This window comes from Martinezella sp. CNPSo 3732, assembly GCF_057784515.1.
This window is the reverse complement of sequence record NZ_JBXSOO010000002.1, coordinates 737,490-759,441: the sequence shown is the minus strand read 5'-3', so window position 1 is coordinate 759,441 and position 21,952 is coordinate 737,490. Positions and strand designations below refer to the sequence as shown.

Below are 21,952 nucleotides of genomic sequence, written 5' to 3'. Positions count from 1 at the left end.
ACCCTATTATGCAATTTCCTTCGCTTCTCATCCCTGCCCGCCTGATTTCGCGCTACAAGCGCTTCCTCTTCGATGCCGAGCTGGAGGACGGCACCTTCATCACCGGCTCCTGCCCCAATACCGGATCAATGCTTGGACTGACAACACCCGGTTCGCGCATCTGGCTTTCCGAACACGAGGGCGCGAAGCGAAAATACCGTCATGTCTTCGAGCTGATCGAAGCCGACGACACTACGGTCGGCGTCAATACCGCCATGCCAAACCGCATCGCGGCGGAAGCGATCGCGCTTGGGCAAGTCTCCGATCTCGGCAAGTACACGACAGTCAGGCGCGAGCAGAACTACGGCCGCAACTCCCGCATAGACCTACTCTTGACCGACCCTTTGCGGACAACCACCTATGTCGAGGTGAAAAACGTCCATTTCATGCGGCAGCCGGGTCTTGCAGAGTTCCCCGATACGGCGACGGCACGCGGCGCCAAGCATCTGGAAGAACTCGGCGATATGGCCGAGGCTGGTTTCCGCGCCGTCATGTTGTTCGTGATTCAGCGCAATGATTGCGATCGCTTCCGGATCTGTGGCGATCTCGATCCGGTCTACGCCCGGGCGTTTGACCGTGCTTTGGCGCGTGACGTCGAAGTCTATGCGCTGAAATGCAGGGTCTCGCCGACGGAAATCGCGCCTGCCGGGTTGATCCCGATAGACGAACCCGGCATAGCTGCATTAGAACAGTTTAAGATCTCTACCGAAGGCTGACCATGGTGAACTACATCGAAGCGGCAACGGCGCCGGCGAAGAATACGGGCGCTATCCGCATCTACGGGCAGGATGCCTTTGCAGGAATGCGCAAGGCATGCCAGTTGACCGCCCGCTGCCTCGATGAACTGGCCGCGATCGTCAAGCCTGGTGTGCCGACCGATGTTATCGACCGGTTCGTTTTCGAATTCGGCATGGATCACGGCGCTTATCCGGCGACGCTGAACTATCGCGGCTACATGAAATCCTCCTGTACGTCGATCAACCACGTTGTCTGCCACGGCATTCCCAACGACAAGCCGCTGCGCGAGGGCGATATCGTCAATATCGACGTGACCTATGTGCTCGAGGGCTGGCACGGCGATTCGAGCCGCATGTATCCGGTCGGCGAAATCAAGCGCTCAGCCGAACGGCTGCTGGAAGTTACCTATGAATCCCTGATGCGCGGCATTGCCGCCGTGCGTCCCGGTGCCCGCACCGGCGCCATCGGCGAGGCGATCCAGACCTATGCCGAGGGCGAGCGCTGCTCGGTCGTTCGCGATTTCTGCGGCCATGGCGTCGGCAGCCTCTTCCATGACTCGCCGAACATCCTGCATTATGGCCGCGTCAATGATGGACCGGAATTGCGCGAAGGCATGATCTTCACCATCGAACCGATGATCAATCTCGGTAAGCCGCATGTGAAAGTGCTCGGCGACGGCTGGACGGCCGTCACCCGCGACCGCTCGCTTTCGGCCCAGTACGAACATACGGTCGGCGTCACGGCGGCGGGCTGCGAGATCTTCACCCTGTCGCCGGGCGGCCTCGACCGTCCCGGCCTGCCGCCGCTGCAGGGATAATTCATGGCGAAACGTCCCGCTTCTTCCAACGGACATGGCGACATGCCCCTCGAAAGAGGCGGGAAGCTGGAGACTTTGGAAGAAGCTCCACTGCTGGACGAGCGGCTGTTCTTCCCCCAGCAGCCTGCCAAGCCCGCCTCGCAGACTTCCAAATCCGCTCCACCAGCCAAATCCGCGCCAACCAACGTCGAAGCTCATTATCATGGTCACCGCGACCGGTTGCGCAATCGCTATCGCGACGGTGGCGATGCGGCATTGGCGGACTACGAAATTCTCGAGCTCTTGCTTTTCCGGCTGATCCCACGACGCGACACGAAACCAATCGCCAAGGCGTTGCTTGCCCGCTTCGGCACGCTTGGCGGTGTATTCGGCGCGCCGGTCAACCTGTTGACGGAGGTCAGCGGCGTCGGCGACGCGGTTGCCCTCGACCTAAAGCTGGTCGCAAGCGTCGCGCAGCGCATGCTGAAAAGCGAGTTGACCGGCAAGCCGGTGCTTTCCTCCTGGAAAGCGCTTATCGATTACTGTCATGCCGCCATGGCTCACGAAGCCCGCGAGCAGTTCCGCCTTTTGTTTCTCGACAAGCGCAATGCTTTGATCGCCGACGAGGTGCAGGGCTTCGGCACGATCGATCATACGCCAGTCTATCCCCGCGAGGTCGTCAAACGCGCGCTGGAGCTTTCCGCTTCTGCCGTGATTCTGGTCCATAACCATCCGTCCGGTGATCCGACCCCATCTCGCGCCGATATCGACATGACGAAGACCATCATCGATACAGCCAAGCCGTTAGGCATCACTGTTCACGACCACGTTATTATCGGCAAGAACGGTCATGTCAGTTTTCGTGCATTACGTTTAATTTAGAATTTCGCATCAAAAGCGATAAATATATTTAAGAAATCACAGCATCAATTTGATATTAAATGATAATATGGATTCGGCATAAACCGTATATTTACGGGTCCTCCGAATTTGCCGTTGCGATCGCCGCTCCAATTTTTCAGTTCAGCGTCAGCATCATCTGGCAGAAAGATCATCGCATCCGATCGGCATATACACCGGCGGAAGCTATTGTTTTGATTTGGCCTATCCGCTGCGGGCGTCGGCCATGTGGAGATCGAATGCCGAAGATGTCGCCAGTGCTTGCTCATCGCCTCCTTTCTATCGGTCGCGGCGCGCTTGTCGCGGCAGGCGCTTTCCTCGTGGTTGCCGGCGGCTTCTATGCTCACATGCTCTGGACGACGAATTTCCATCCGGTCATCGCCGGTGAGCTCTACCGCTCTTCGCAGCCGTCGGCCACCAACATCGCCGAGTTTCAGAAGCAATACGGCATCAGAACCATTATCAACCTGCGTGGCGACAATAGCGGGCACCATTGGTACGATACCGAAATCGCCGAGGCGAAAGCGCTCAACATCGGCCATATCGATTTCCATATGTCTTCGGCCCGAGAGTTGACCCAGGCGCAAGCCGCGCAGCTTGTCGAGATCATGCGGAATGCGCCGAAGCCGATCCTCATTCATTGCCAGGCCGGAGCGGACAGAACCGGTCTAGCCTCCGCACTTTACCTTGCCGCCATTGCCAAGACGAATGAGGCTACCGCAGAGGGCCAGATGTCGATCATCTATGGTCACTTGCCGTTCTCCTTCACGCGTGCCTATGCCATGGACCGTACTTTCGAGAAGCTGGAACCCTGGCTCGGCCTTTCGGCGTCGTGAACACCAAACTTTCCCGTTAGATAATCTGTAACATTGAGAAGCTACCGGTTGACGGAGCATGTTGCATTGCGACATTGATTCCCCATTCCAGTCATCCGAGGCTTTCCGATGGACCAATTCGATCTCCTAGTCGTAGGTAGCGGCCCTGCCGGCCGCAGAGGCGCTATCCAAGCCGCCAAACTCGGCAAGAAGGTGCTCGTCGTCGAGCAAGGCAAACGGGTCGGCGGCGTCTCGGTCCACACCGGTACCATTCCCTCCAAGACGCTGCGCGAAACCGCGCTCAACCTTTCCGGCTGGCGAGAACGCGGCTTCTACGGCCGCGCCTATCGCGTCAAACAGGAAATCAGCGCCGAAGATTTGCGCCGACGTCTGCTGATCACCCTCGACCACGAAGTCGAGGTGCTGGAACACCAGTTCGCCCGCAATCGCGTGCAGCACATCAGAGGCAAGGCGAGCTTCGTCGATCCGCAGACGATGCAGATCGTCAAGGATGATGGCGAGGTCGTCACCGTATCCGCCGCCGGCATCCTGCTTGCAGTCGGCACCAAGCCCTTCCGTCCAGATTACATGCCCTTCGACGGCAAGACGGTTCTCGACAGCGACGAACTGCTCGATATCGAGCAGCTGCCGCGCTCCATGGTCGTCATCGGCGCCGGCGTTATCGGCATCGAATATGCGACGATCTTCAGCGCGCTCGATACGCAGGTGACGCTGATCGATCCGAAATCGACCATGCTCGACTTCATCGACAAAGAGATCGTCGAGGACTTCACCTATCAGCTGCGCGATCGCAACATGAAGCTGCTGCTCGGCCAGAAAGCCGAGAAGGTGGAGCGGCAGAACGGCAAGGTCGAACTGACGCTGGACAATGGCCGCCGCATCACCACGGACATGGTGCTCTTCGCCGCCGGACGCATGGGTGCAACCGATACCCTTAATCTTGCTGCAGCCGGCCTCGAAGCCGATGCGCGCGGCCGCCTGAGCGTCAATCCGGAAACCTTCGCCACCAAGGTTCCGCATATCTTCGCCGCCGGCGATGTCGTCGGCTTCCCGAGCCTCGCCTCCACCTCGATGGAACAGGGCCGCATCGCCGCCCGCGTTGCCGTCGGCGCCATCGCCAAGGAGCCGCCGAAATACTTCCCCTACGGCATCTATGCCGTGCCGGAGATTTCCACCTGCGGCCTGTCGGAAGAAGAGGTCAAGGAGCGGCATATCCCCTATGAATGCGGTATCGCCCGCTTCCGCGAGACGTCGCGCGGACACATCATGGGCCTCGATACCGGCTTGCTGAAGATGATCTTCTCACTGAAGACACGCCGTCTGCTCGGCGTCCACATCGTAGGCGAAGGCGCCACCGAACTCGTGCACATCGGCCAGGCCGTGCTGAACCTCAAGGGCACCGTCGAATATTTCGTCGAAAACACCTTCAACTATCCGACGCTTGCCGAAGCCTATAAAATCGCCGGCCTCGACGCTTGGAACCGCATGGGCGACATCAAGTCGGAACTTTAATAGGTCAGTATTGACCATGCCGACGGAGCTCACTAGCCTGTCGGCATGATGAGCATTCTCAACATCGCTTCGGTCTTCTTCATAAGCCGCTGATCCCCAGGCTTGCAGCCAAATGAAGACGAGACCGCCTCAACGGCCGCAAGGCCGGGTAGGTCTTTGCCTAAACAGCCGTGATGCCCGCACAGGAAGGGCGAAAAACGGCGCGATGATCGAGAGAGATTTCATGCCATCCCAAAGACAGTATCCGGCTGCGCTTTCCGACGCGCAGGTAAACGATTTCATTGAACATGGTTTTATACGCATCGATGGTGCGTTTTCACGGGAACAGGCTGCCAAAGCCCGCGCCATCATGTGGCGCGATATTCCCTGCAGCGAGCACGATCCGGCAAGTTGGAGATTTCCGGTCATCCGGCTGCCGGGCTATGGCGGCGAGCCATTCCGCACCATCGCCAACATGCCCATTTTGCACACCGCTTTCGATCAACTGGTCGGGCGGGGGCGATGGCTGCCAAGAGATGGGCTGGGTACCTTCCCTGTCCGGTTCCCGCATCCGGACGATCCCGGCGATGCCGGCTGGCATGTCGACCTCAGCTTTCCGGGTGACGATTGCGATCCGGACGAGAAAACGGACTTCTCGGCCTGGCGCGTGAATGTCACCTCGCGAGGGCGCGCTCTACTTACGCTGTTTTTGTTTTCCGATGTCGGTGAAGACGATGCGCCAACCCGCATCCGCGTCGGCTCCCATATGGATATGGCGTGCTATCTCGAACCTGCGGGAGAGCACGGACGTTCTCATATGATGCTTGAGCACATGGGAGCAGACCGCCCTCACACACTGGCAACGGGAAAGGCCGGTACAGTCTACATCTGCCATCCCTTCCTCGTTCATGCCGCACAGAAGCATCGAGGAGCCGCGCCGCGTTTCATGGCGCAACCTTCGATCGGGCTTGCCAAGCCCTATCAGCTGGAGCGACTCGACGGAGCCTATAGTCCGGTGGAAATCGCCATCCGCCGCGCATTGGGTAGGGAATAATCGCATCGAGCAGACAGCTCGTAGCCCTCACCCCGATCCTCTCCCTGCTTGCTGGGAGAGGATCGGGGTGAGCGACAACAAAAAGGCCCCGCCGCGAACGGCAGGGCCTACTTTCAGTCCAGAAGAAAGGCCGATTATTCGGCGCTGTCTTCAGCAGCCTTCTTCTTCGGAGCGGCCTTCTTCTTCGGAGCGGCGGCTTCTTCGCCTTCGGCGGCAGCTTCGGTCACTTCAGCCTTGGCAGCCTTCTTCTTCGGAGCAGCCTTCTTCGCGGCCGGCTTGTCTTCTTCTTCGTCGTCGGCAAGCAGCGCTTCCTTGGAAACGGTCTTGTCCGTAACGTTGACCTCGGTCAGCAGGTGATCGATGACCTTTTCTTCGAAGATCGGCGCGCGCAGGTTTGCGGAAGCGCCCGGTGTGTTGCGGAAGAATTCCAGGATTTCCTTTTCCTGGCCCGGGAACTGCTGCAGCTGGGCATAAAGCGCGCGCTGCAGTTCGTCTTCGCTGACTTCGACGCCGGCCTTCTCGCCGATTTCAGAGAGAACGAGGCCGAGGCGAACGCGGCGCTCGGCGAGCTTGCGATATTCTTCGCGAGCCTTTTCTTCCGTGGTGTCTTCGTCTTCGAAGGTCTTGCCGGATTCGCTGAGGTCGGTTTCGATCTGGCGCCAAATGCTGGCGAATTCAGCGTCGACGAGCTTCTGCGGCGTGTCGAACTGATACATTTCGTCGAGCTGGTCGAGGATCTGACGCTTAACCTTCTGGCGGGTAACCGAGCCGTACTGGCTTTCGATCTGACCGCGAACGATCTCCTTCAGGCGGTCGGCCGATTCCAGACCGAGCTTGGTGGCGAGTTCGTCGTTGATTTCAACGTCGCCGGGAGCCGCAACTTCCTTGACCTTGATGTCGAAGGTGGCTTCCTTGCCGGCGAGGTTCTTGGCCGGATAGTCGGCCGGGAAGGTTACGGTGATGACCTTCTCATCGCCAGCCTTGACGCCGACGAGCTGTTCTTCAAAGCCCGGGATGAAGCGGTTGGAGCCGAGGACGAGCTGCGAGTCTTCATCCTTGCCGCCGTCGAAAGCAACGCCGTCGACCTTGCCGAGGTAATCGATGGTGACGCGGTCGCCATTGGCGGCCTTGCCCTTCTTGGCCTCGTAGCTGCGGGCGCTTTCGGCGATCTTGAGGATCTGCTCGGTCACTTCGTCTTCGCCGATCTCGGCGACTTCGCGCGTGACCTTGATGCCGCCCACCGGCTTCAGTTCGATCGCCGGGATGACTTCATAAGACAGCGTGAATTCGAAATCGGCTTGAGCGGAGAGGATCTTTTCAGCCTCTTCCTGGTCTTCGGTCATGGCGATTTCCGGCTGGGTTGCCGACTTTTCGCCGCGCTCGGTCAGGATCGCCGGCGGCTGGTCACGAACAATTTCGTTGACGAGATCGGCCATGATCGACTTGCCGTAGACCTTCTTCAGGTGCGAGACCGGAACCTTGCCCGGACGGAAGCCGTTGATGCGGACCTTGTCCTTGACCTCGGCCAAGCGCTCGTTCATGCGCACTTCCATGTCCTTGGCCGGGATGACCACCTTGATTTCGCGCTTCAGCCCTTCAGCGAGCGTTTCGATAACCTGCATTGTCCTACCTTCATTCATGGCGGCCGTGCCCAGCCTGCCGTTCGTTTCGATGAGCACGACGCCGGAAAATCCCGAGCGTGGCTTGGATGCAATTCTCTTTCACCTTGCAAGAGCGCCGCGCCTTCAAACAAACGCGCAAAAGGCAGCTCTATCCCGTCAGGAGCCAAAACATCTTATCCACTTTCCTCATCGAAAGCGGGATGCTTTGGGCAAGATGCGCGTCCTGCGGCATATCGGAAGACAGGCTTCGAGAACCTCCCCCCGTCCACAAGACAGTGTTGGTGCGGGTAGAGAGACTTGAACTCCCACGCCTTGCGGCACCAGAACCTAAATCTGGCGTGTCTACCAATTTCACCATACCCGCGTTCCCAAAACCGCATGGCGATGCCTGCCCATGGGGGCTTCCGGAGCGCGGCGTCTCTATATCACCCGTTTCAAACCACGCAAAGGAAAAATGACGGTTCCGCGACGAGGCTCAAGCTTATAGGGATTCTTTGCGCAGATATCGTCAGTAAAGCGGCTCCTCATAAACGGATTTGCCGTCGAGAAGCAGGCTTCTGATATGGGCAACCCCATCGGAAGACACCCGCACCGCAATGGCGACGCGATTGTCGTTGCGGGCGCTCTCGATATCGCGTCCCTGCCCTTCGGGCACATAATAGCGCTCGATGCCATAGGTGACCCCGACAATCGCCTGCTGGGGATCGGTCGCTTCACCATAGAAAACATAGTCGACAGGCAGGCTTTTGAGCACGACCGTATCGGGTTTCGGATCGAGCGCTCCGAAGGATGATTCGGCGATGCCCCAGTAACCGTCATCCTGCTTCTTCAGGCGAACGGACAGTATCGCAGCACTTCGGCTCATTTTCGCTGGTCCCTCGACCATCGTCGAGAATGGAACCCGTGAGATGTCGTAGTTCAAGGTCACGTAGTCGCCGCGCAGAAGATCGCGCGGATCGACCGGCGCGGTCTTCAAGAGAACCTCGACGCCGCTCCGCAGACCCCAGGCACGCTCGCCGACCATATAACCGAGAACCGCCGTCTGCAGAGCGGCAATGATGATGGCAGCAATCCATAGTCGGCGGGAACCGATGGTCGGGCTCTTCTCAGCGATATCGGTCATGCCCGCGTCCCCTGTCCGCCATTATCGGAAAAGCGCCGTTCCAGCTGGATGACCAGCCAGGCGGCAATCGCTACAAGCACGCCAGCGATGAGGAAGAAGCCCGCCGTGCCGATGATCGAGCCTATCGTCTCGCTGGCGAGGTAAAGAATCTCGCAGGAGAAGACGAAATAGGCGAGATAGCGCACCGCGCCATTGTCGCGGTCGCTGAGCGCGATGGCGACCACGGAGCTCGCCAATGTCGCTGCCGCCACGATGACGAGCGGCAATTTGTCTTCGATCCAGACATTATTCTCAAAAGAGCCATTGCTGATCTCGGCATGGACCAGGAAGAAGCCGATCGATGCGATCAGAAAAGTATAGAAGGCCGGCGCAGCGCCGGCCTTGCAGGCAAAAGGCACCAGCGGCGAAGCGGGGACGCTGACGACGAGAAACGTCGCCATGCCGAGAGCGGCAAACAGGATTGCGGTATTCAATCCCTCATGGCGGCCAAACAGCCATGTCAGCCAGCCGACGAGCATGAGATAGGCCAAATGGCGAGCCATGGGCGCGTCGACATAGCGGACAAGCACAATCAGGACCATGGCCATCAGAGGCGGCATCCAAGGCATGATCCCATACCATTCGTCGAAATGCCCCCAGAGATAGACGCCGCAAAATGCCCAGGCGAGAAAACCGGCGAGCCCGACTTGCGCCGAGGAACGAAACAACGCCGCAACAATACAGGCTGCCGCGAACCAGACGAGCATCATTCTCACTTCGTCGCCGGACAGATTGTACATCTGGCCAACCAGGGCCATGGCTCCACCAAAACTCAAGGTGCCGAGGATCAACAATCCGGCTGCAACGACGGGACGCCCCTGGGCTAACAAATATGCCGCCGCGAGATAGAAGGCCCATATCATCGCAACCAGCCCCAGCAGACGGGCAATTCTCGGAAGGGCCTCCCAATTTGCGGAAATGAACAGCAAGATGGCAAGGCCGAGAAGTACGGCGGCAATGATGGTCAGCACCCGGCCGGCGCTGAAACTCGTCTGGCGACCGTCATACTCGCTGAGGATGGCTTTGGCCGCCCCCGCATCGACCAGGCCCTTGTCGGTCCAGATCTTCAGATCCCTCTCCAGCCTGCCCCTGTACATGCCCGGCTTCCCCTCGCTGCGATTCTGCTCGCGATAGAGTTAGCACAAATCGCCGTGCAATTGATGCGAGCCGAGCCTTTCCGGCAGAGGCTTCGGCTCACAGGAATATGTGCCATATTAATACGGAATTAAGGGATCATGCAGTATCTTGACGGCCGGTAAAGAGATACCGACTCAAGATATGCACGCAGCTCATGCCTCCCATGAAATTATTGCGCTGCACAAATTTAAAAAGTCATACTATTTATCAAACAACAAGACGGCGGTGGCGCGCCGTGCCGACGCAAATCGGAAAGCCTCGGGATAATTATCCCGACACGGAATTCGGAGCCGCACACTCCTCCTCCCAGTGCGCTCCGATAGATTGACGACACTCCTCCTCCCAGTCGTCAATCACCTCAAATGACGCCCACCGCATCCTCCTCCCGCGGTGGGCGTTATTTTTCCCACCTAAATCGGCTTTATATGCTTCGAGCGCCCCGATGGGCCGACAAATACCGGAGCCTGGCGCGCAAGCAGTCGAGCGAAGATCCGCAGGCGGAAAACAGCCGATGCAGCCCTCCCCAAACAGCATGGCTGGCCAAAACATGGCCGAATGCCGGCAACAAATGGAAAGTACCTGCGAAAGCCAGGCATTGCCCTGAAGCGAGCCTCTCAAGCAGTTCTTCATTTGGCCGCGATACGCACATAAAGCAGCCGCCATCTTAGGCAAATTACCCATAAGGCTTGCATATGACGCATAGGTGGCATGAAGCTTTCGCTCTTTTAGTTTTCGCGCCGCAGCATATATTTAAATCCATTAGATCGACGACGGAACCAATCACGGAACTGCTCGATCCCTTGATCCTCGAAAGGGACTACAATGAACCTGACCCGCTCTTTCAACAACTGGCGCAAGTATCGTCAGACCGTTAACGAACTCGGCCGCATGAGCTCGCGTGAACTGCACGACCTCGGCATCGACCGCGCCGACATCCATCGCGTTGCCCGCGAAGCCACCGGCCGTTAATAGCCGGATAGGCTTCGCCCAACAGCGAAAGCCTTCTCAACGCCCGTTGCGGACCTCCGCGGCGGGCGTTCTTTTTTGCCTATTGACTGAGCAAGCGCAGCATAACCGATTCCACCGCGAGCTATTCCTTATCTGCAAAGCACACAAATTTTGAGCATCGACTGCTTTTTGGGCGTCATATTGCACAAACGCATAGCAGACGCATCTTCTTTGCACTGCACAATCAGCATGTTCGCGCCTATATAGAGTGCAAGCGCTGAGGCGGTAATCGTACCGCCCGCAAACAAGATACCGAGGAAAAGATCATGAACCCGCTTCGCATTGCAAAGAACTGGATCAGCTACCGCCGCACTCTGAACGAACTTGGCAACCTCTCCAGCCAGACCCTTTCGGACATCGGCGTCAGCCGTTACGAAATCCGCAACATCGCTGCTCGTTCTTTCCGTTAATAGGAACGGACTGAGCAGACTGCCTCAAAACGGCGCCTTTTGGCGCCGTTTTTGATTCCGGCGATTATTAGAAGCTCCGTACAATTTAATCGCCTCGCAGAGCTTTCGTTAATCAATGGCGAGCCGCTCACCGCCCTTACCGTCTTGTATCATTGCCGCCAATCATACTGCGCCACGGTAGCCATGTGCGCCGAATGGACATAGCCGCTGCCGCCATCACGCGCGCTCTTGGAACGGAACCGCCCCTTTCTCATTTACAGGTGGAAACCTCTTAAGCAGGGAGGCGGAGAATGCAGATTCAAGGAATTTACGCAGCACTCGCGACGGCAAGCATGGATAGGGCGGAGGCGTTTTATACGCGACTTTTCGACCGAGGACCTGACGATCGTCCAATGGATGGCTTGATCCAATGGCGCAATGTCGCAGGCGCGAACATTCAAATCTTCCATGACAAGGAGAATGCGGGGTACGGCAGGCTAACCATTGTCGTGCCGAAAATGGAGGAAGCTCGCAAATCGCTCCAAGACTTTGGCGTGAAGCTCACGGGTGAATCGCAAGGCAACTATGGAAAGATCGCTCAATTGGCGGACCCTGACGGAAACCGCATCACTCTTGCAGAACCGCCCTCAAGGTCTTTCGATAGATAGCTCGCACTAAGCAGGCGGACCAGAGACTAAGGTTGCCATAAGACCGCCGCCCAGTTTTGCGCGACATGCCTTAGCAAAGCATTGGATCGCCGGCCCGCCCGTGATAATGACGCGCGCATGACACAGATCACTTCTCACTCCCCCATTCACGTCATCGGTGGCGGCCTCGCCGGCTCGGAAGCCGCATGGCAGATCGCCAATGCTGGCGTACCCGTCATCCTGCATGAAATGCGCGGCATACGCGGCACCGAAGCACACAAGACGGACGATCTTGCCGAGTTGGTGTGCTCCAATTCGTTCCGCTCAGACGATGCAACCAGCAATGCGGTCGGCGTCATCCATGCGGAAATGCGCATGGCGGGCTCGCTCATCATGGCATGCGCAGACAAGCACCAGGTGCCAGCCGGCGGCGCGCTTGCTGTCGATCGGGACGGCTTCTCGGCTGCGGTGACGCAGGCGATTGCAAATCACCCGCTGATCAACATCGTCCGCGAGGAGATTGAAGGCCTGCCGCCAAAGGAATGGGATCAGGCGATCATCGCCACCGGGCCGCTGACGGCGCCCGGCCTTGCGAGCGCCATCCAGGCCGAAACCGGGGCCGATGCGCTCGCCTTTTTCGATGCCATCGCGCCGATCGTCTATCGCGACAGCATCAACATGGACATTTGCTGGTATCAGTCGCGCTACGACAAGGTCGGCCCCGGCGGCACCGGCAAGGACTATATCAACTGCCCGATGGACGAGGCCCAATACAACGCCTTCGTTGATGCGCTAATCGCCGGCGACGCCGTCGGCTTCAAGGAATGGGAAGGCACGCCCTATTTCGACGGCTGCCTGCCGATCGAGGTCATGGCGGAGCGCGGGCGTGAGACGCTGCGCCACGGGCCGATGAAGCCGATGGGGCTCACCAATGCCCATAATCCGACGGTCAAGGCCTATGCCGTCGTACAGCTGCGCCAGGACAATGCGCTCGGCACGCTCTACAACATGGTCGGTTTCCAGACGAAGCTGAAATACGGCGCGCAGGCGGAGATCTTCCGGCTCATTCCGGGCCTTGAAAATGCGGAGTTCGCACGCCTCGGCGGCCTGCACCGCAATACCTACATCAACTCGCCGACCCTGCTCGACCGCTCGCTGGTCTTGAAATCGCGCCCGGGCCTGCGTTTCGCCGGCCAGATCACAGGCTGCGAAGGCTATGTCGAGAGCGCCAGCATCGGCCTGCTCGCCGGCCGCTTCGCCGCCGCCGAGCGCAAGGGCGAAGCACCCTCGCTGCCACCGGATACCACGGCGCTCGGCTCGCTGCTGAACCACATCACCGGCGGCCATATCATCTCCGACGAGGAGCCGGGCAAGCGCTCCTTCCAGCCGATGAATATCAATTTCGGGCTTTTCCCGGAACTAGAGCCGGGCTCGATCGTCAAGCCGGAAGGCGTCAAACGCTTTCGCGGCAAGGACAAGACCATCATGAAGCGGCAGCTGATCGCCAAGCGTGCGCTTGCCGACTGCGCGAAATGGCTGGGCATGCAGACGCCGGTTCTCGCGGAGAGCGCCTAACCGTCCCGAGCTTCGGGATTTTCAAGCCTTGGCCGGCGACGCCTGCTCCTGCGGCTTGGCGTCGTCACCCGCCACATAATTGCCGAGCAGCCAGAGCGATACTTCCGCGGCTTCGGCAGGCGTCTTGAATTCGAACGTGCCGTTGTGGTGAGGCGCATCCAGAAAATCGACGGTCAAGCCACGACCGGTTCCCGAGATCTTGGCATGCGCCCGGCCGGGCTCGATCAGATGGACACTGAAGTGATTGCGCACATTGCGCATGAAGCCGGCCTTGTCGTCGTGCAGCCGCACGAAGACCGCCTGCCCGTCCGCTGTCGTCTGCAACTGGCGGATCGCCTCGGTCGGAAAGGCGCGGCCGAACTCCAGAATGGCGAGGCCGGTATCGTGCAAGCCGTCTTCCTTGTTCTGCGATGCCATACGCGTTGCGTAATAGGCAATGAAGATGACGATCGCGAACAATATGCACCAGACGATAATACCCATGGCAACTCCCCCTGAAATGCAAATTCAGTGCCCGGCATTCTTCATACTGGGCCAGACTTGCGCGAGCTTGTCGTATTTTAGATTTTCTTTGTGATCGACGCTATCGCCATGCGCAGCTGCCGGCGCCATTGCGGCATCGCCAGGGAATGATCGAAGATGCCGGCACCGAGCTTCTGCGCCTTCTTTAAGACAGGCTCTGCCAAGGTAGCCGGCAGAAAGGCGGGGAACACCACCTGCGGTACGGGGCCTGCTGCTCTCGCCTTGACCAGATGGTCGCGGCCAAGACCGGCAAAGGCTTCGACCGCTGCCGAAATGCGCCGCTTGTCTTCACCGGCGAGAAAACTGTCGCGATTGAGCCCGGTCGCCGAGAGAATCTCCAGCGGAAGGTACACCTGCCCGCGATGGCGATTAAGCGGCATCAGAAGCAGCAAGCCGGCGATTGCCTGCGCGACGCCGGCATGGCCGGCAGCGTCGGCGGAGCGCTTCGCCTCATCGGCCGACAAGACCAGGCTCGCAAGCTGGATCAGGGCCGAAGCCGTCTCGCCGGCATAGCCTTCCAAGCTGCTGCGGCTCTCCATGGGATCGTCGTAGAGATCGAAGATGCGGGCATCGATCATGTCGATCAGTGTCTGGCGCGGCAGGCGATATTGCTCGATGGCTGTCAGAAGCTCGGAGGCTAGAGGATTCGCCTCGCTCGAGCCGTGGGACTGCCCCTCGAGAAGATCGCGCCAATACTGCATACGCACCTCGCCGGGCAGCGGCTCATGCACAAGATCGCGAATACGGGCCAACTCGGCGTTAAAGGCATAGAGCGCGGCCAGCGCAGGACGCTTCTCTTCCGGCGCCAGCAGGCAGGCGAGATAGCGATCGCGATCGGTGTCGCGAAGCGTGGCGAGGCAGATGTCCCGGTTGCTCCGAGGCGCAGCTGATGTCGTCATACTCTTGGATCCGACGTCAGACGGCGATCAGCGCCGCAGCCACGGCGCGCGATTCGGACAGCATGATGTTGAAGGTACGCACCGCCGCCCCGGTGCTCATCGGGTCGGAGGAAATCTGCTTTGCGCGCAAGGCAGCCTTCAGCTCGGCCGGCAGCGGGCGCAGTTCCGTACCGGTGCCGACGAGCAGCACTTCGATCTCGGCAGCTTCATCGAGCACTTTCTGGAAGCGGTCCGACGTCAGCGCATCGCCCTGAAGCATGTCCCAGCCATAGATGCCCGAGGGTAGGCAGAGCAGAGAGCCACGATGCGACATGTCGGCAAAGCGGAAGCCGCCATTGCCGTAAGCGTCGATCGGTGCGCGGCCCGGGAAGTGCGCGTTTCGAATTTCTATACCTTTAGCCACTGTATCACACCGCTGGTTTGCCTGACTGGATGTTGCCGGCCGCGGGTCCATTGCTTTCGCCGCCGGTCTGGAACTTGTCCGGGCGCAGCTTGAACAGGATCAGCACGGGCGCCGCAATATAAATCGACGAAAAAGTGCCGACAGCGACGCCGAAAAGCAGGACGAAGGTGAAGGCACGGATCACCTCGCCGCCGAAGATGTAGAGGGCGAGCAGCGCCAGAAGCGTCGTCGCCGATGTCAGAATGGTACGAGATAATGTCTGATTGATGGAGGCATCGATCAGAATCGGCAGCGGCATCTGCGAATAGCGCTTCAAATTCTCGCGCATGCGGTCATAGACGACGACGGTGTCGTTCAGAGAGTAGCCGACGATAGTGAGGATCGCGGCGATGCTCGTCATGTTGAATTCCATGCCTGATAGCACGAAGAGACCAAGTGTCAGGATGACATCGTGCAGCGTCGCGATGATCGCGCCGACGGCAAACTGCCATTCGAACCGTACCCATATGTAGATCAGGATTGCCGCCAGAGCCGCAAGGACGGCAAGGGAGGCCGTAGCGGTGATCTCACCCGAGACGGCTGGACCGACCACTTCGACGCGGGCGAAATTGTAGTCCTTGCCCAGCTCGTCCTGAACGAGCGAGACGGCGGATTGCTCGGCGTTTTCACCGCCCTCCTGCGCATGAACACGGATCACTGCACCAAGACGATCGGCAAGCCGCTCGACGCGCACGTCGCCCGGAATGACGGCGTCGAGACGGGTTTGAATGTCGACGGGATCGGCAACGCCCTGTTTGGCCCGGACCTCGATGATCGATCCGCCGGCAAAATCGATGCCCAGGTGCATGCCGACCGTCGCGAAGGCAATGAGAGTGACGACCGAAAGAGCCGCGGAGACCGTAAACGTATAGCGGCGGATACCCATGAAGCGGATATTGGCATTGTCGAAAATGCCGCTGCGCACGCCAACAAGCAAAGTGCGTGGCTTGCGGCGCGAGATCCACATATTCACCAGCGACCGTGTGACGAAGCATGAAGTGAAGAAGGTGGTGACGACACCCGCCATCAACGTGGCGGCAAAGCCGCGCACTGCGCCGGTGCTTGCGTAGAAGAGAATGGCCGCGACGATCAGAACCGTCAGATTGGCGTCGGCGACGGTCGCAGCCGCGCGGTTGAAGCCATGGCGCAGCGCATCGACGAGAAGATGGGTCTTCTTTTCCTCTTCACGCACGCGCTCGTAGATCAGCACCAGCGCGTCGAGGCCGATGCCGATGATGAGGACGATGGCTGCGACGCCCGGCAGGGTGAGCGTAATGCCGAGCAGGCCCATGAGCGCTGCGACCATGATCATGTTGATGACGAGTGAGATGGTCGCGATGATGCCGAGCAGGCGATAGAAGCCGATCATCAGTGCGGCGACGAAGACCGCAGCGGCAATACAGGCAATCAGACCATAACGCGCCGTTTCGCCGCCGAGGCCCGGCTGAATAGTCCGCTCCTCGACCGTCGTCAGCGTCGCAGGCAATGGTCCGCTCTTGACCATGACGGACAGATCCTGTGCGCCTTGGGCGGTGAAATCACCGGGAACATCGATCTCGCCTGTTGCGATGACCGTCTTCAGAGAGGCCGCGGAGATGACCTGATCGTCAAGCACCACAACGATGATCCTGCCGAGATTGCTGGCCGTCGATTGCGCAAAGCGATGGGTCGCCTCCGGCGTCAGCTTGACTGAGACCGTGCCTTCGCCTTTCTGATTGTCAACGACCGCGACTGCATCGGAAAAATCAATGTTTGAGAGCAGCGGCTGCCGCTGTACCAGATAACCCACAGGCGGATCGTCTTCGGAAAACAGCACATCGGATCCAGCCGGCGGCTGCTTGTCCATGGCGTCCTGGACCGACATCGACTGATCGATAAGGCGGAAGCTGAGTTTGGCCGGCTGGCCGAGAAGGTTCTTCAGCCGCTGCGCATCGGCAAGATCCGGCACCTGCACGACGATGCGGTCAGATCCCTGCCGGCGGATTAGAGGTTCGCCTACCCCGAGCTGTGCGATGCGGGCGTGGATGACCTTCATCGCACGAGCGATCGCAGTCGACACATGGCTATTAATGTCGGCATCGGTGATATCGAGCGTCAGCGCCCCGTTGTCACCCTGAGACAGAACCACGGACGGCTTATCCGGTCCCGATGTCAACGGCTGCAGTGCCGTCAAGGCCGGCTGGACCTGTGCGGGATCATTGATGCGAAGCTGGATCTTGCGACCGGTGCCGGTGAGGCCCGAATAGGCGACATTGACCGTACGCAATCGGGTCGCGATATCGCCGACAATGCTTTCCAGGCGATCCTTCTCGACATCGCCCCGTTCGATCTTCAACAGCAGATGAGATCCACCGCGGAGATCGAGGCCAAGCTCGATCTTACGATGTGCCCACCATGCCGGGAAGGATGAAAGTGCGCGCTCACCAAGCAGATTGGGAGCGGCCAGAAGCACGCTCAAGAGAACGACGAACCAAATCAGGGCGGTCTTCCACCAGGAGACGTGCAGCATCGCTCTCTCGAATTAGGGCTTCCCTACCGCGCCCTCCCTTTCGACCGAAAATGCAAAGGGCGCAGTAACACCTTGAATTTGTGCACAATCCTTCAAGAAAGTCGATCTCGAATTTCGAGGACGCACAGCGGCGGCTAGAGCCGCCTTTCGAAGGAGCCTTACGCGGCGTCCGCCTTGACGGGCTCACCCTTGACGCGAACCTCGGAAATGGCGCTGCGGACAACGCGGATGCGCACCCCTTCAGCGATCTCGACTTCCAGTTCCTTTTCGTCGATGACCTTGGTGACCTTGCCGACGATGCCGCTGGTGACGATCTGATCACCGCGGCGGATGTTCTTCAGGATGTCGTCACGCTTCTTCGCCTGCGCGCGCTGCGGACGGATGAGAAGGAAATACCAAACGACCATCAGCGGCACAAACAGGATGATCATTTCAAAGCCGGAACCGCCGAAGGCACTCGCGGCCGAATCTGTCGCGCTCTGCGCATATGCGTTGGTGATAAACATCGAAAACTCCCTTGAATTCCGAGCGGGAACGCGCCCCGCGTCGGGTGGCCGGAATATAGTTACGCGTATGGCGAATGCAACAAAAACAGCCGTCAACCGTACCGTTTTCCCGGTCTGTTAGCCTTTCACCCCCCAAAGGAGCATGATACCCGGCAAGACAGCGCGCGCATTTTACGACTTTCTTGTTCAATATTCAGGAGGAAACGGTGACTGAAGACCAAAACGCCCTGATACTTGCCGAAGTCCGTCGCCTGGCCGACGCTGTCGAGCGCCTGGCCGGGCCAGCGCCGGCCGTCAACGACTGGAATGCCGCCGACTGCTTCGTCTGGGCCCCTGCCCGGCTTTATCTGCAGCCGGTGCCACGGCCGAACCGTGTGGCGCTGACCCTCATCCGCGGCGTCGATCACGTGCGCGACATCCTGCACGAAAACACGCTTCGTTTTGCCGAAGGTTTCGCGGCCAACAACGTGCTGCTCTGGGGCGCGCGCGGCATGGGCAAATCCTCGCTCGTCAAAGCGGTGCATGAAGATGTGCGTCGGGCGACAGGCGTGTCGCTGAAGCTGATCGAAGTCCATCGCGAAGACATTTCCTCGCTGCCGGTGCTGCTCGATATCCTGAAGGCAACGCCGCATCGCATCATCATCTTCTGCGACGACCTCTCCTTCGATCATGACGATACTGCCTATAAGTCGCTGAAGGCGGCATTGGACGGTGGCGTCGAGGGCCGGCCCGATAATGTGCTGTTCTATGCGACATCCAACCGTCGGCACCTGCTGCCGCGCCATATGATGGAAAACGAGCAATCGACCGCGATCAATCCCTCGGAAGCCGTCGAGGAAAAGGTCTCGCTCTCCGATCGCTTCGGTCTCTGGCTCGGTTTCCACAAATGCAGCCAGGAAGACTATCTGCAGATGATCGATGCCTATGCCGATCACTTCAAGCTCGATCTCGACCGCGCCCAGATGCATCACGAGGCGCTTGAATGGGCGACGACCCGCGGCGCCCGTTCTGGTCGCGTCGCATGGCAATATATTCAGGATCTCGCCGGCCGATTGCGCATCGTGCTGGAACGGGATTGATCCTGGATCGATCAACATCGCCATAAATGACAAAAAGCCCGGCTGTGACCGGGCTTTTTGCAGAGTCCTTGAGACGCACTACCTATTCAAGGAACGTCATTGGGTTGACCGGAGCCGAATTCTTGCGGACTTCGAAGTGCAGCTGCGGCTGGCTGACATTGCCGCTCATGCCCGACGTCGCCAGCGTCTGGCCACGCTGGACCTTCTGGCCGCGGCTGACGTTCAGTGCATCCGCGTGGCCATAGACCGTGACAGTGCCGTCGTCGTGGCGAACGAGGACCGTGTTGCCCAGCTCCTTCAGGCCGTTGCCGGCATAGATGACAACGCCGTTTTCGGCCGCCTTGATCGGCGTGCCCTCTGGAACCGAGATGTCGATGCCGTCGTTGCGGCTGCCATTGACGTTGGCGCCATAGCTGGCGACGACGGCGCCGCGAACCGGCCAGCGATATTTGCCGATGCCGGTCGCCTCGGGCGCATCGGCCTGCGCATCCGACTTTGCCGCATCGTTGATGGACTGGCTCGGCGAAGCGGAGGCAACTTCCTTCGGCTTGGCAGGGGCATCCGCTGCCGCATCGGCATGGGCAACCGCCTTGGGTGCCTGCTTGGCAATCGGATCGGCGGCGGCCTGCTTCGGCTCGACGGGGAGAGCACCCGGCTTGGCCGATGCCTTCTGCGGCTCGATCGAAGCGGTCTTCACCGGATCTGCGGCAGCGACGCCACCGTGCGGCAAGGCGAGCGCCTGACCGATGCGAATGCTGTCGCCTGCCTGCATGTTGTTCGCACGCTTCAGTTCGGCGACGGAAACACCGCTTTCCTTGGCAATTCTCGCCAGCGAGTCACCTGGCTTGACGACATAGGTGCCCTTCGGCGCCGGCCCCTTGCCATTACCGGCTGCGAGCTTATTGGGATCGGCAAGGCCAGCCTGAGCCTTGCCGCGCATCTGGTTTCCGGAAGGCAATGCGAGCGCTTCCTGCTGTGGCGCCTTGGCCGGACCGGGCATCTTGCCGCCCTTGGAAAGATCCGTCGCTTCAGCGGCCATCTTGGCTGGACCTGAGACACCGGCCCCATTCATCGTCGGGATGATGATCTGCTGGCCTGGCTGCGCGGCAGCGCCATTGCGCAGGCCGTTCGCGCGCAGGATTTCCTTTTCCGGAACGCCATAGCGGCGCGATAGCAGCGCAATATTTTCACCCTGATGCAGCGTTACGCTCGGAGCATTGACCGTCGTCCAGCCCGGAGACATCTGCTGCGCGGCGGCGGTCTTGATCGTGCCCGTCGACATGGTGTCGGGAGCAAGTGCCGGCGCGGCGCGGGAACCATTGCCACGCGATGAGGGGAACGGCTGCGCGAGCGCTTCGGCTTGCCCTTGCGATACCGCGCGAGAGCGACCGGCATTGGCGGAAGCGCTGGGAGGAGCGAGATCGGTGCGCTGAATTGCGACAGGAGCGGTCGAAGCCCGTGCGCTGGAATAAGACGGATTATAACGAGCCGGAGAATTCGGATAGGGCTGCGACACCGGCGCGCTCTGTTGCGAGTAATCCTGCTGGCCGTAGCCGCCCGCCTGGGCGACGTCGGCCCGAGGCACCGGATCCCCGTTCGGACCATTGAGACCGCGACGATTGATCGAACCGGTCGTTACATTGTCCGTCTTGTTGAAAAGACCGCTGAAGCGGGTCGTGTCCGAACTGCAAGCTGTGGCAGTGCTCGCCAGAAGAACGGCCACCAGGACTTTCCCTGCCGATTTGCTGACGTTTGAAGAAAGACTGAAACCCATGACTCGACCCACTTAAGACGCAACAGATTATGGGTCGATTAAAGCGCGTTAATCTTACCATGCGGTTAAAGCACTGGTGTCGCATGTGTTTTTTTGAGGAATTGCTAACCATAGAGAATGAAACGGCACCAATCGCCCGTTTCATAGGGACATCAGCGCGATTTGAGCCTCAAAGATACGAGGCGAGCATGGGCACGATGGGCTGGTAGGGAACGTCGAATAATTCTTCGCGCTCGAATCGGCTTCCCGTCTTCGTCAGTCGCACCAGACGACACGTATGCTCATCGACGATTAGCGGGGCTATCATCGAGCCGCCGGACACCAGCTGTTCGGCATAGAAGCGCGGCATTGTCGTGAAAGCTGCCGTCACCAGGATACGGTCGAAGGTGCCCTCGCCCGGCAGGCCGGCGCTGCCGTCTGCCTGGCGGATGATAACGTTGCGCAGCCCGAGCGTATCCATGCGCTGCTGCGCCGATGTCGTCAGCGTCTTGTAGCGATCGACTGTCAGCACGCGCTCGACGATTCGTCCCATGACAGCGGCCGTGAAACCGCTTCCCGTGCCGATCTCGAGAACGCGATGACCAGGCTTGATCTTCAAGCTATGGAGAATACGCACCACGAGATCGATGCCTTCCATGAAGGCGCCGCAATCGATCGGAATTGTCCGGCTGGAATAGGCATCATCGGCAAATTGCGCCGGCACGAAAGGCAGGCGCGGCGTCTGCTCGACCGCCGTCATCAGATCGATATCCAATATGCCTTCCGCCCGCAGCCGCAACACCACGGCCGCAAAGCCTTCTTTTTCCACCAAACGAGGTGTCAATCCG

Annotated in this window: 21 protein-coding genes and 1 tRNA gene; 11 read left to right on the top strand and 11 right to left on the bottom strand. The window is 59.4% G+C overall.

Translation table 11 applies throughout. The features are described from left to right. Positions 1-8 precede the first annotated feature (8 nt). The 6 genes from sfsA (at position 9) to AC13RM_RS08545 (ending at position 5,854) form a co-directional block, all read left to right on the top strand. The gene (sfsA, locus tag AC13RM_RS08570; RefSeq protein ID WP_374817057.1) at positions 9-755 is read left to right on the top strand and encodes a DNA/RNA nuclease SfsA; all 747 of its coding nucleotides are present in this window, start codon (positions 9-11) and stop codon (positions 753-755) included. 2 nt (positions 756-757) lie between these two features. Next, complete coding sequence (gene map / locus AC13RM_RS08565; protein ID WP_440478670.1) at positions 758-1,594, top strand: type I methionyl aminopeptidase; 837 nt, start codon at positions 758-760, stop codon at positions 1,592-1,594. Positions 1,595-1,597: 3 nt separating this feature from the next. After that, positions 1,598-2,455 carry a RadC family protein gene (gene radC / locus AC13RM_RS08560; protein WP_113233380.1) on the top strand — a complete coding sequence of 286 codons (858 nt, stop codon included), beginning with the start codon at positions 1,598-1,600 and terminating at the stop codon, positions 2,453-2,455. A gap of 257 nt (positions 2,456-2,712) precedes the next feature. Beyond that, complete coding sequence (locus tag AC13RM_RS08555) at positions 2,713-3,309, top strand: dual specificity protein phosphatase family protein (RefSeq protein ID WP_113233379.1); 597 nt, start codon at positions 2,713-2,715, stop codon at positions 3,307-3,309. Positions 3,310-3,417: 108 nt separating this feature from the next. After that, positions 3,418-4,821 carry a Si-specific NAD(P)(+) transhydrogenase gene (gene sthA, locus AC13RM_RS08550; protein ID WP_374817055.1) on the top strand — a complete coding sequence of 468 codons (1,404 nt, stop codon included), beginning with the start codon at positions 3,418-3,420 and terminating at the stop codon, positions 4,819-4,821. Positions 4,822-5,044: 223 nt separating this feature from the next. Continuing rightward, positions 5,045-5,854, top strand: a complete 810-nt coding sequence (locus AC13RM_RS08545; RefSeq protein WP_374817053.1) for a phytanoyl-CoA dioxygenase family protein — start codon at positions 5,045-5,047, stop codon at positions 5,852-5,854. Positions 5,855-5,988: 134 nt separating this feature from the next. Here the strand turns inward: AC13RM_RS08545 and tig are convergent, their stop codons facing one another. From tig to AC13RM_RS08525, 4 genes are all read right to left on the bottom strand, one after another. Continuing rightward, positions 5,989-7,476 (bottom strand): trigger factor, encoded by a 1,488-nt coding sequence (gene tig / locus AC13RM_RS08540; RefSeq protein ID WP_374817052.1) that lies wholly within the window; start codon positions 7,474-7,476, stop codon positions 5,989-5,991. Positions 7,477-7,755: 279 nt separating this feature from the next. Next, positions 7,756-7,840 (bottom strand) — tRNA-Leu (locus AC13RM_RS08535). Positions 7,841-7,984: 144 nt separating this feature from the next. After that, positions 7,985-8,599 carry a GDYXXLXY domain-containing protein gene (locus AC13RM_RS08530; protein WP_374817007.1) on the bottom strand — a complete coding sequence of 205 codons (615 nt, stop codon included), beginning with the start codon at positions 8,597-8,599 and terminating at the stop codon, positions 7,985-7,987. Then, positions 8,596-9,735: a DUF2157 domain-containing protein gene (locus tag AC13RM_RS08525; protein ID WP_374817006.1), complete on the bottom strand. Its 1,140-nt coding sequence runs from the start codon at positions 9,733-9,735 to the stop codon at positions 8,596-8,598. Before AC13RM_RS08525 ends, AC13RM_RS08530 begins: the two co-directional genes overlap by 4 nt. An 862-nt stretch (positions 9,736-10,597) precedes the next feature. On the opposite strand from AC13RM_RS08525, the gene AC13RM_RS08520 reads away from it, so the two are divergent. The 4 genes from AC13RM_RS08520 (at position 10,598) to trmFO (ending at position 13,394) form a co-directional block, all read left to right on the top strand. Next, positions 10,598-10,744 carry a DUF1127 domain-containing protein gene (locus tag AC13RM_RS08520; protein WP_015339702.1) on the top strand — a complete coding sequence of 49 codons (147 nt, stop codon included), beginning with the start codon at positions 10,598-10,600 and terminating at the stop codon, positions 10,742-10,744. 305 nt (positions 10,745-11,049) lie between these two features. Then, positions 11,050-11,193 carry a DUF1127 domain-containing protein gene (locus tag AC13RM_RS08515; protein WP_015339701.1) on the top strand — a complete coding sequence of 48 codons (144 nt, stop codon included), beginning with the start codon at positions 11,050-11,052 and terminating at the stop codon, positions 11,191-11,193. Between the two features lie 290 nt (positions 11,194-11,483). Beyond that, complete coding sequence (locus AC13RM_RS08510) at positions 11,484-11,840, top strand: VOC family protein (protein ID WP_374817005.1); 357 nt, start codon at positions 11,484-11,486, stop codon at positions 11,838-11,840. A gap of 117 nt (positions 11,841-11,957) precedes the next feature. Beyond that, a complete protein-coding gene (gene trmFO / locus AC13RM_RS08505; protein WP_374817004.1) occupies positions 11,958-13,394 on the top strand; it encodes a methylenetetrahydrofolate--tRNA-(uracil(54)-C(5))-methyltransferase (FADH(2)-oxidizing) TrmFO in 1,437 nt (478 codons plus the stop codon). A 21-nt stretch (positions 13,395-13,415) separates the two neighbouring features. On the opposite strand, the gene AC13RM_RS08500 is transcribed toward trmFO, so the two are convergent. From AC13RM_RS08500 to yajC, 5 genes are all read right to left on the bottom strand, one after another. Next, entirely contained in the window at positions 13,416-13,877 is a 462-nt protein-coding gene (locus tag AC13RM_RS08500) for a hypothetical protein (protein WP_440478668.1), read from the bottom strand. A 77-nt stretch (positions 13,878-13,954) separates the two neighbouring features. Continuing rightward, positions 13,955-14,815, bottom strand: a complete 861-nt coding sequence (locus AC13RM_RS08495) for a phytoene/squalene synthase family protein (protein WP_440478667.1) — start codon at positions 14,813-14,815, stop codon at positions 13,955-13,957. Positions 14,816-14,831: 16 nt separating this feature from the next. Further along, positions 14,832-15,218 (bottom strand): Mth938-like domain-containing protein, encoded by a 387-nt coding sequence (locus AC13RM_RS08490; protein WP_113233371.1) that lies wholly within the window; start codon positions 15,216-15,218, stop codon positions 14,832-14,834. Between the two features lie 4 nt (positions 15,219-15,222). Beyond that, entirely contained in the window at positions 15,223-17,766 is a 2,544-nt protein-coding gene (gene secDF, locus AC13RM_RS08485) for a protein translocase subunit SecDF (protein ID WP_488554819.1), read from the bottom strand. Between the two features lie 158 nt (positions 17,767-17,924). Beyond that, positions 17,925-18,272 (bottom strand): preprotein translocase subunit YajC, encoded by a 348-nt coding sequence (yajC, locus tag AC13RM_RS08480; RefSeq protein ID WP_488554818.1) that lies wholly within the window; start codon positions 18,270-18,272, stop codon positions 17,925-17,927. Between the two features lie 206 nt (positions 18,273-18,478). On the opposite strand from yajC, the gene AC13RM_RS08475 reads away from it, so the two are divergent. After that, the gene (locus AC13RM_RS08475; RefSeq protein WP_095436266.1) at positions 18,479-19,351 is read left to right on the top strand and encodes an ATP-binding protein; all 873 of its coding nucleotides are present in this window, start codon (positions 18,479-18,481) and stop codon (positions 19,349-19,351) included. Between the two features lie 82 nt (positions 19,352-19,433). Here AC13RM_RS08475 and AC13RM_RS08470 read toward each other — a convergent pair whose 3' ends face one another. Both AC13RM_RS08470 and AC13RM_RS08465 read right to left on the bottom strand, forming a co-directional pair. Next, positions 19,434-21,125 (bottom strand): peptidoglycan DD-metalloendopeptidase family protein, encoded by a 1,692-nt coding sequence (locus AC13RM_RS08470; protein ID WP_285172767.1) that lies wholly within the window; start codon positions 21,123-21,125, stop codon positions 19,434-19,436. Between the two features lie 169 nt (positions 21,126-21,294). Next, on the bottom strand, positions 21,295-21,948 hold the full coding sequence (locus AC13RM_RS08465) for a protein-L-isoaspartate(D-aspartate) O-methyltransferase (RefSeq protein WP_440478664.1): 654 nt from the start codon (positions 21,946-21,948) through the stop codon (positions 21,295-21,297). Positions 21,949-21,952: the final 4 nt, after the last annotated feature.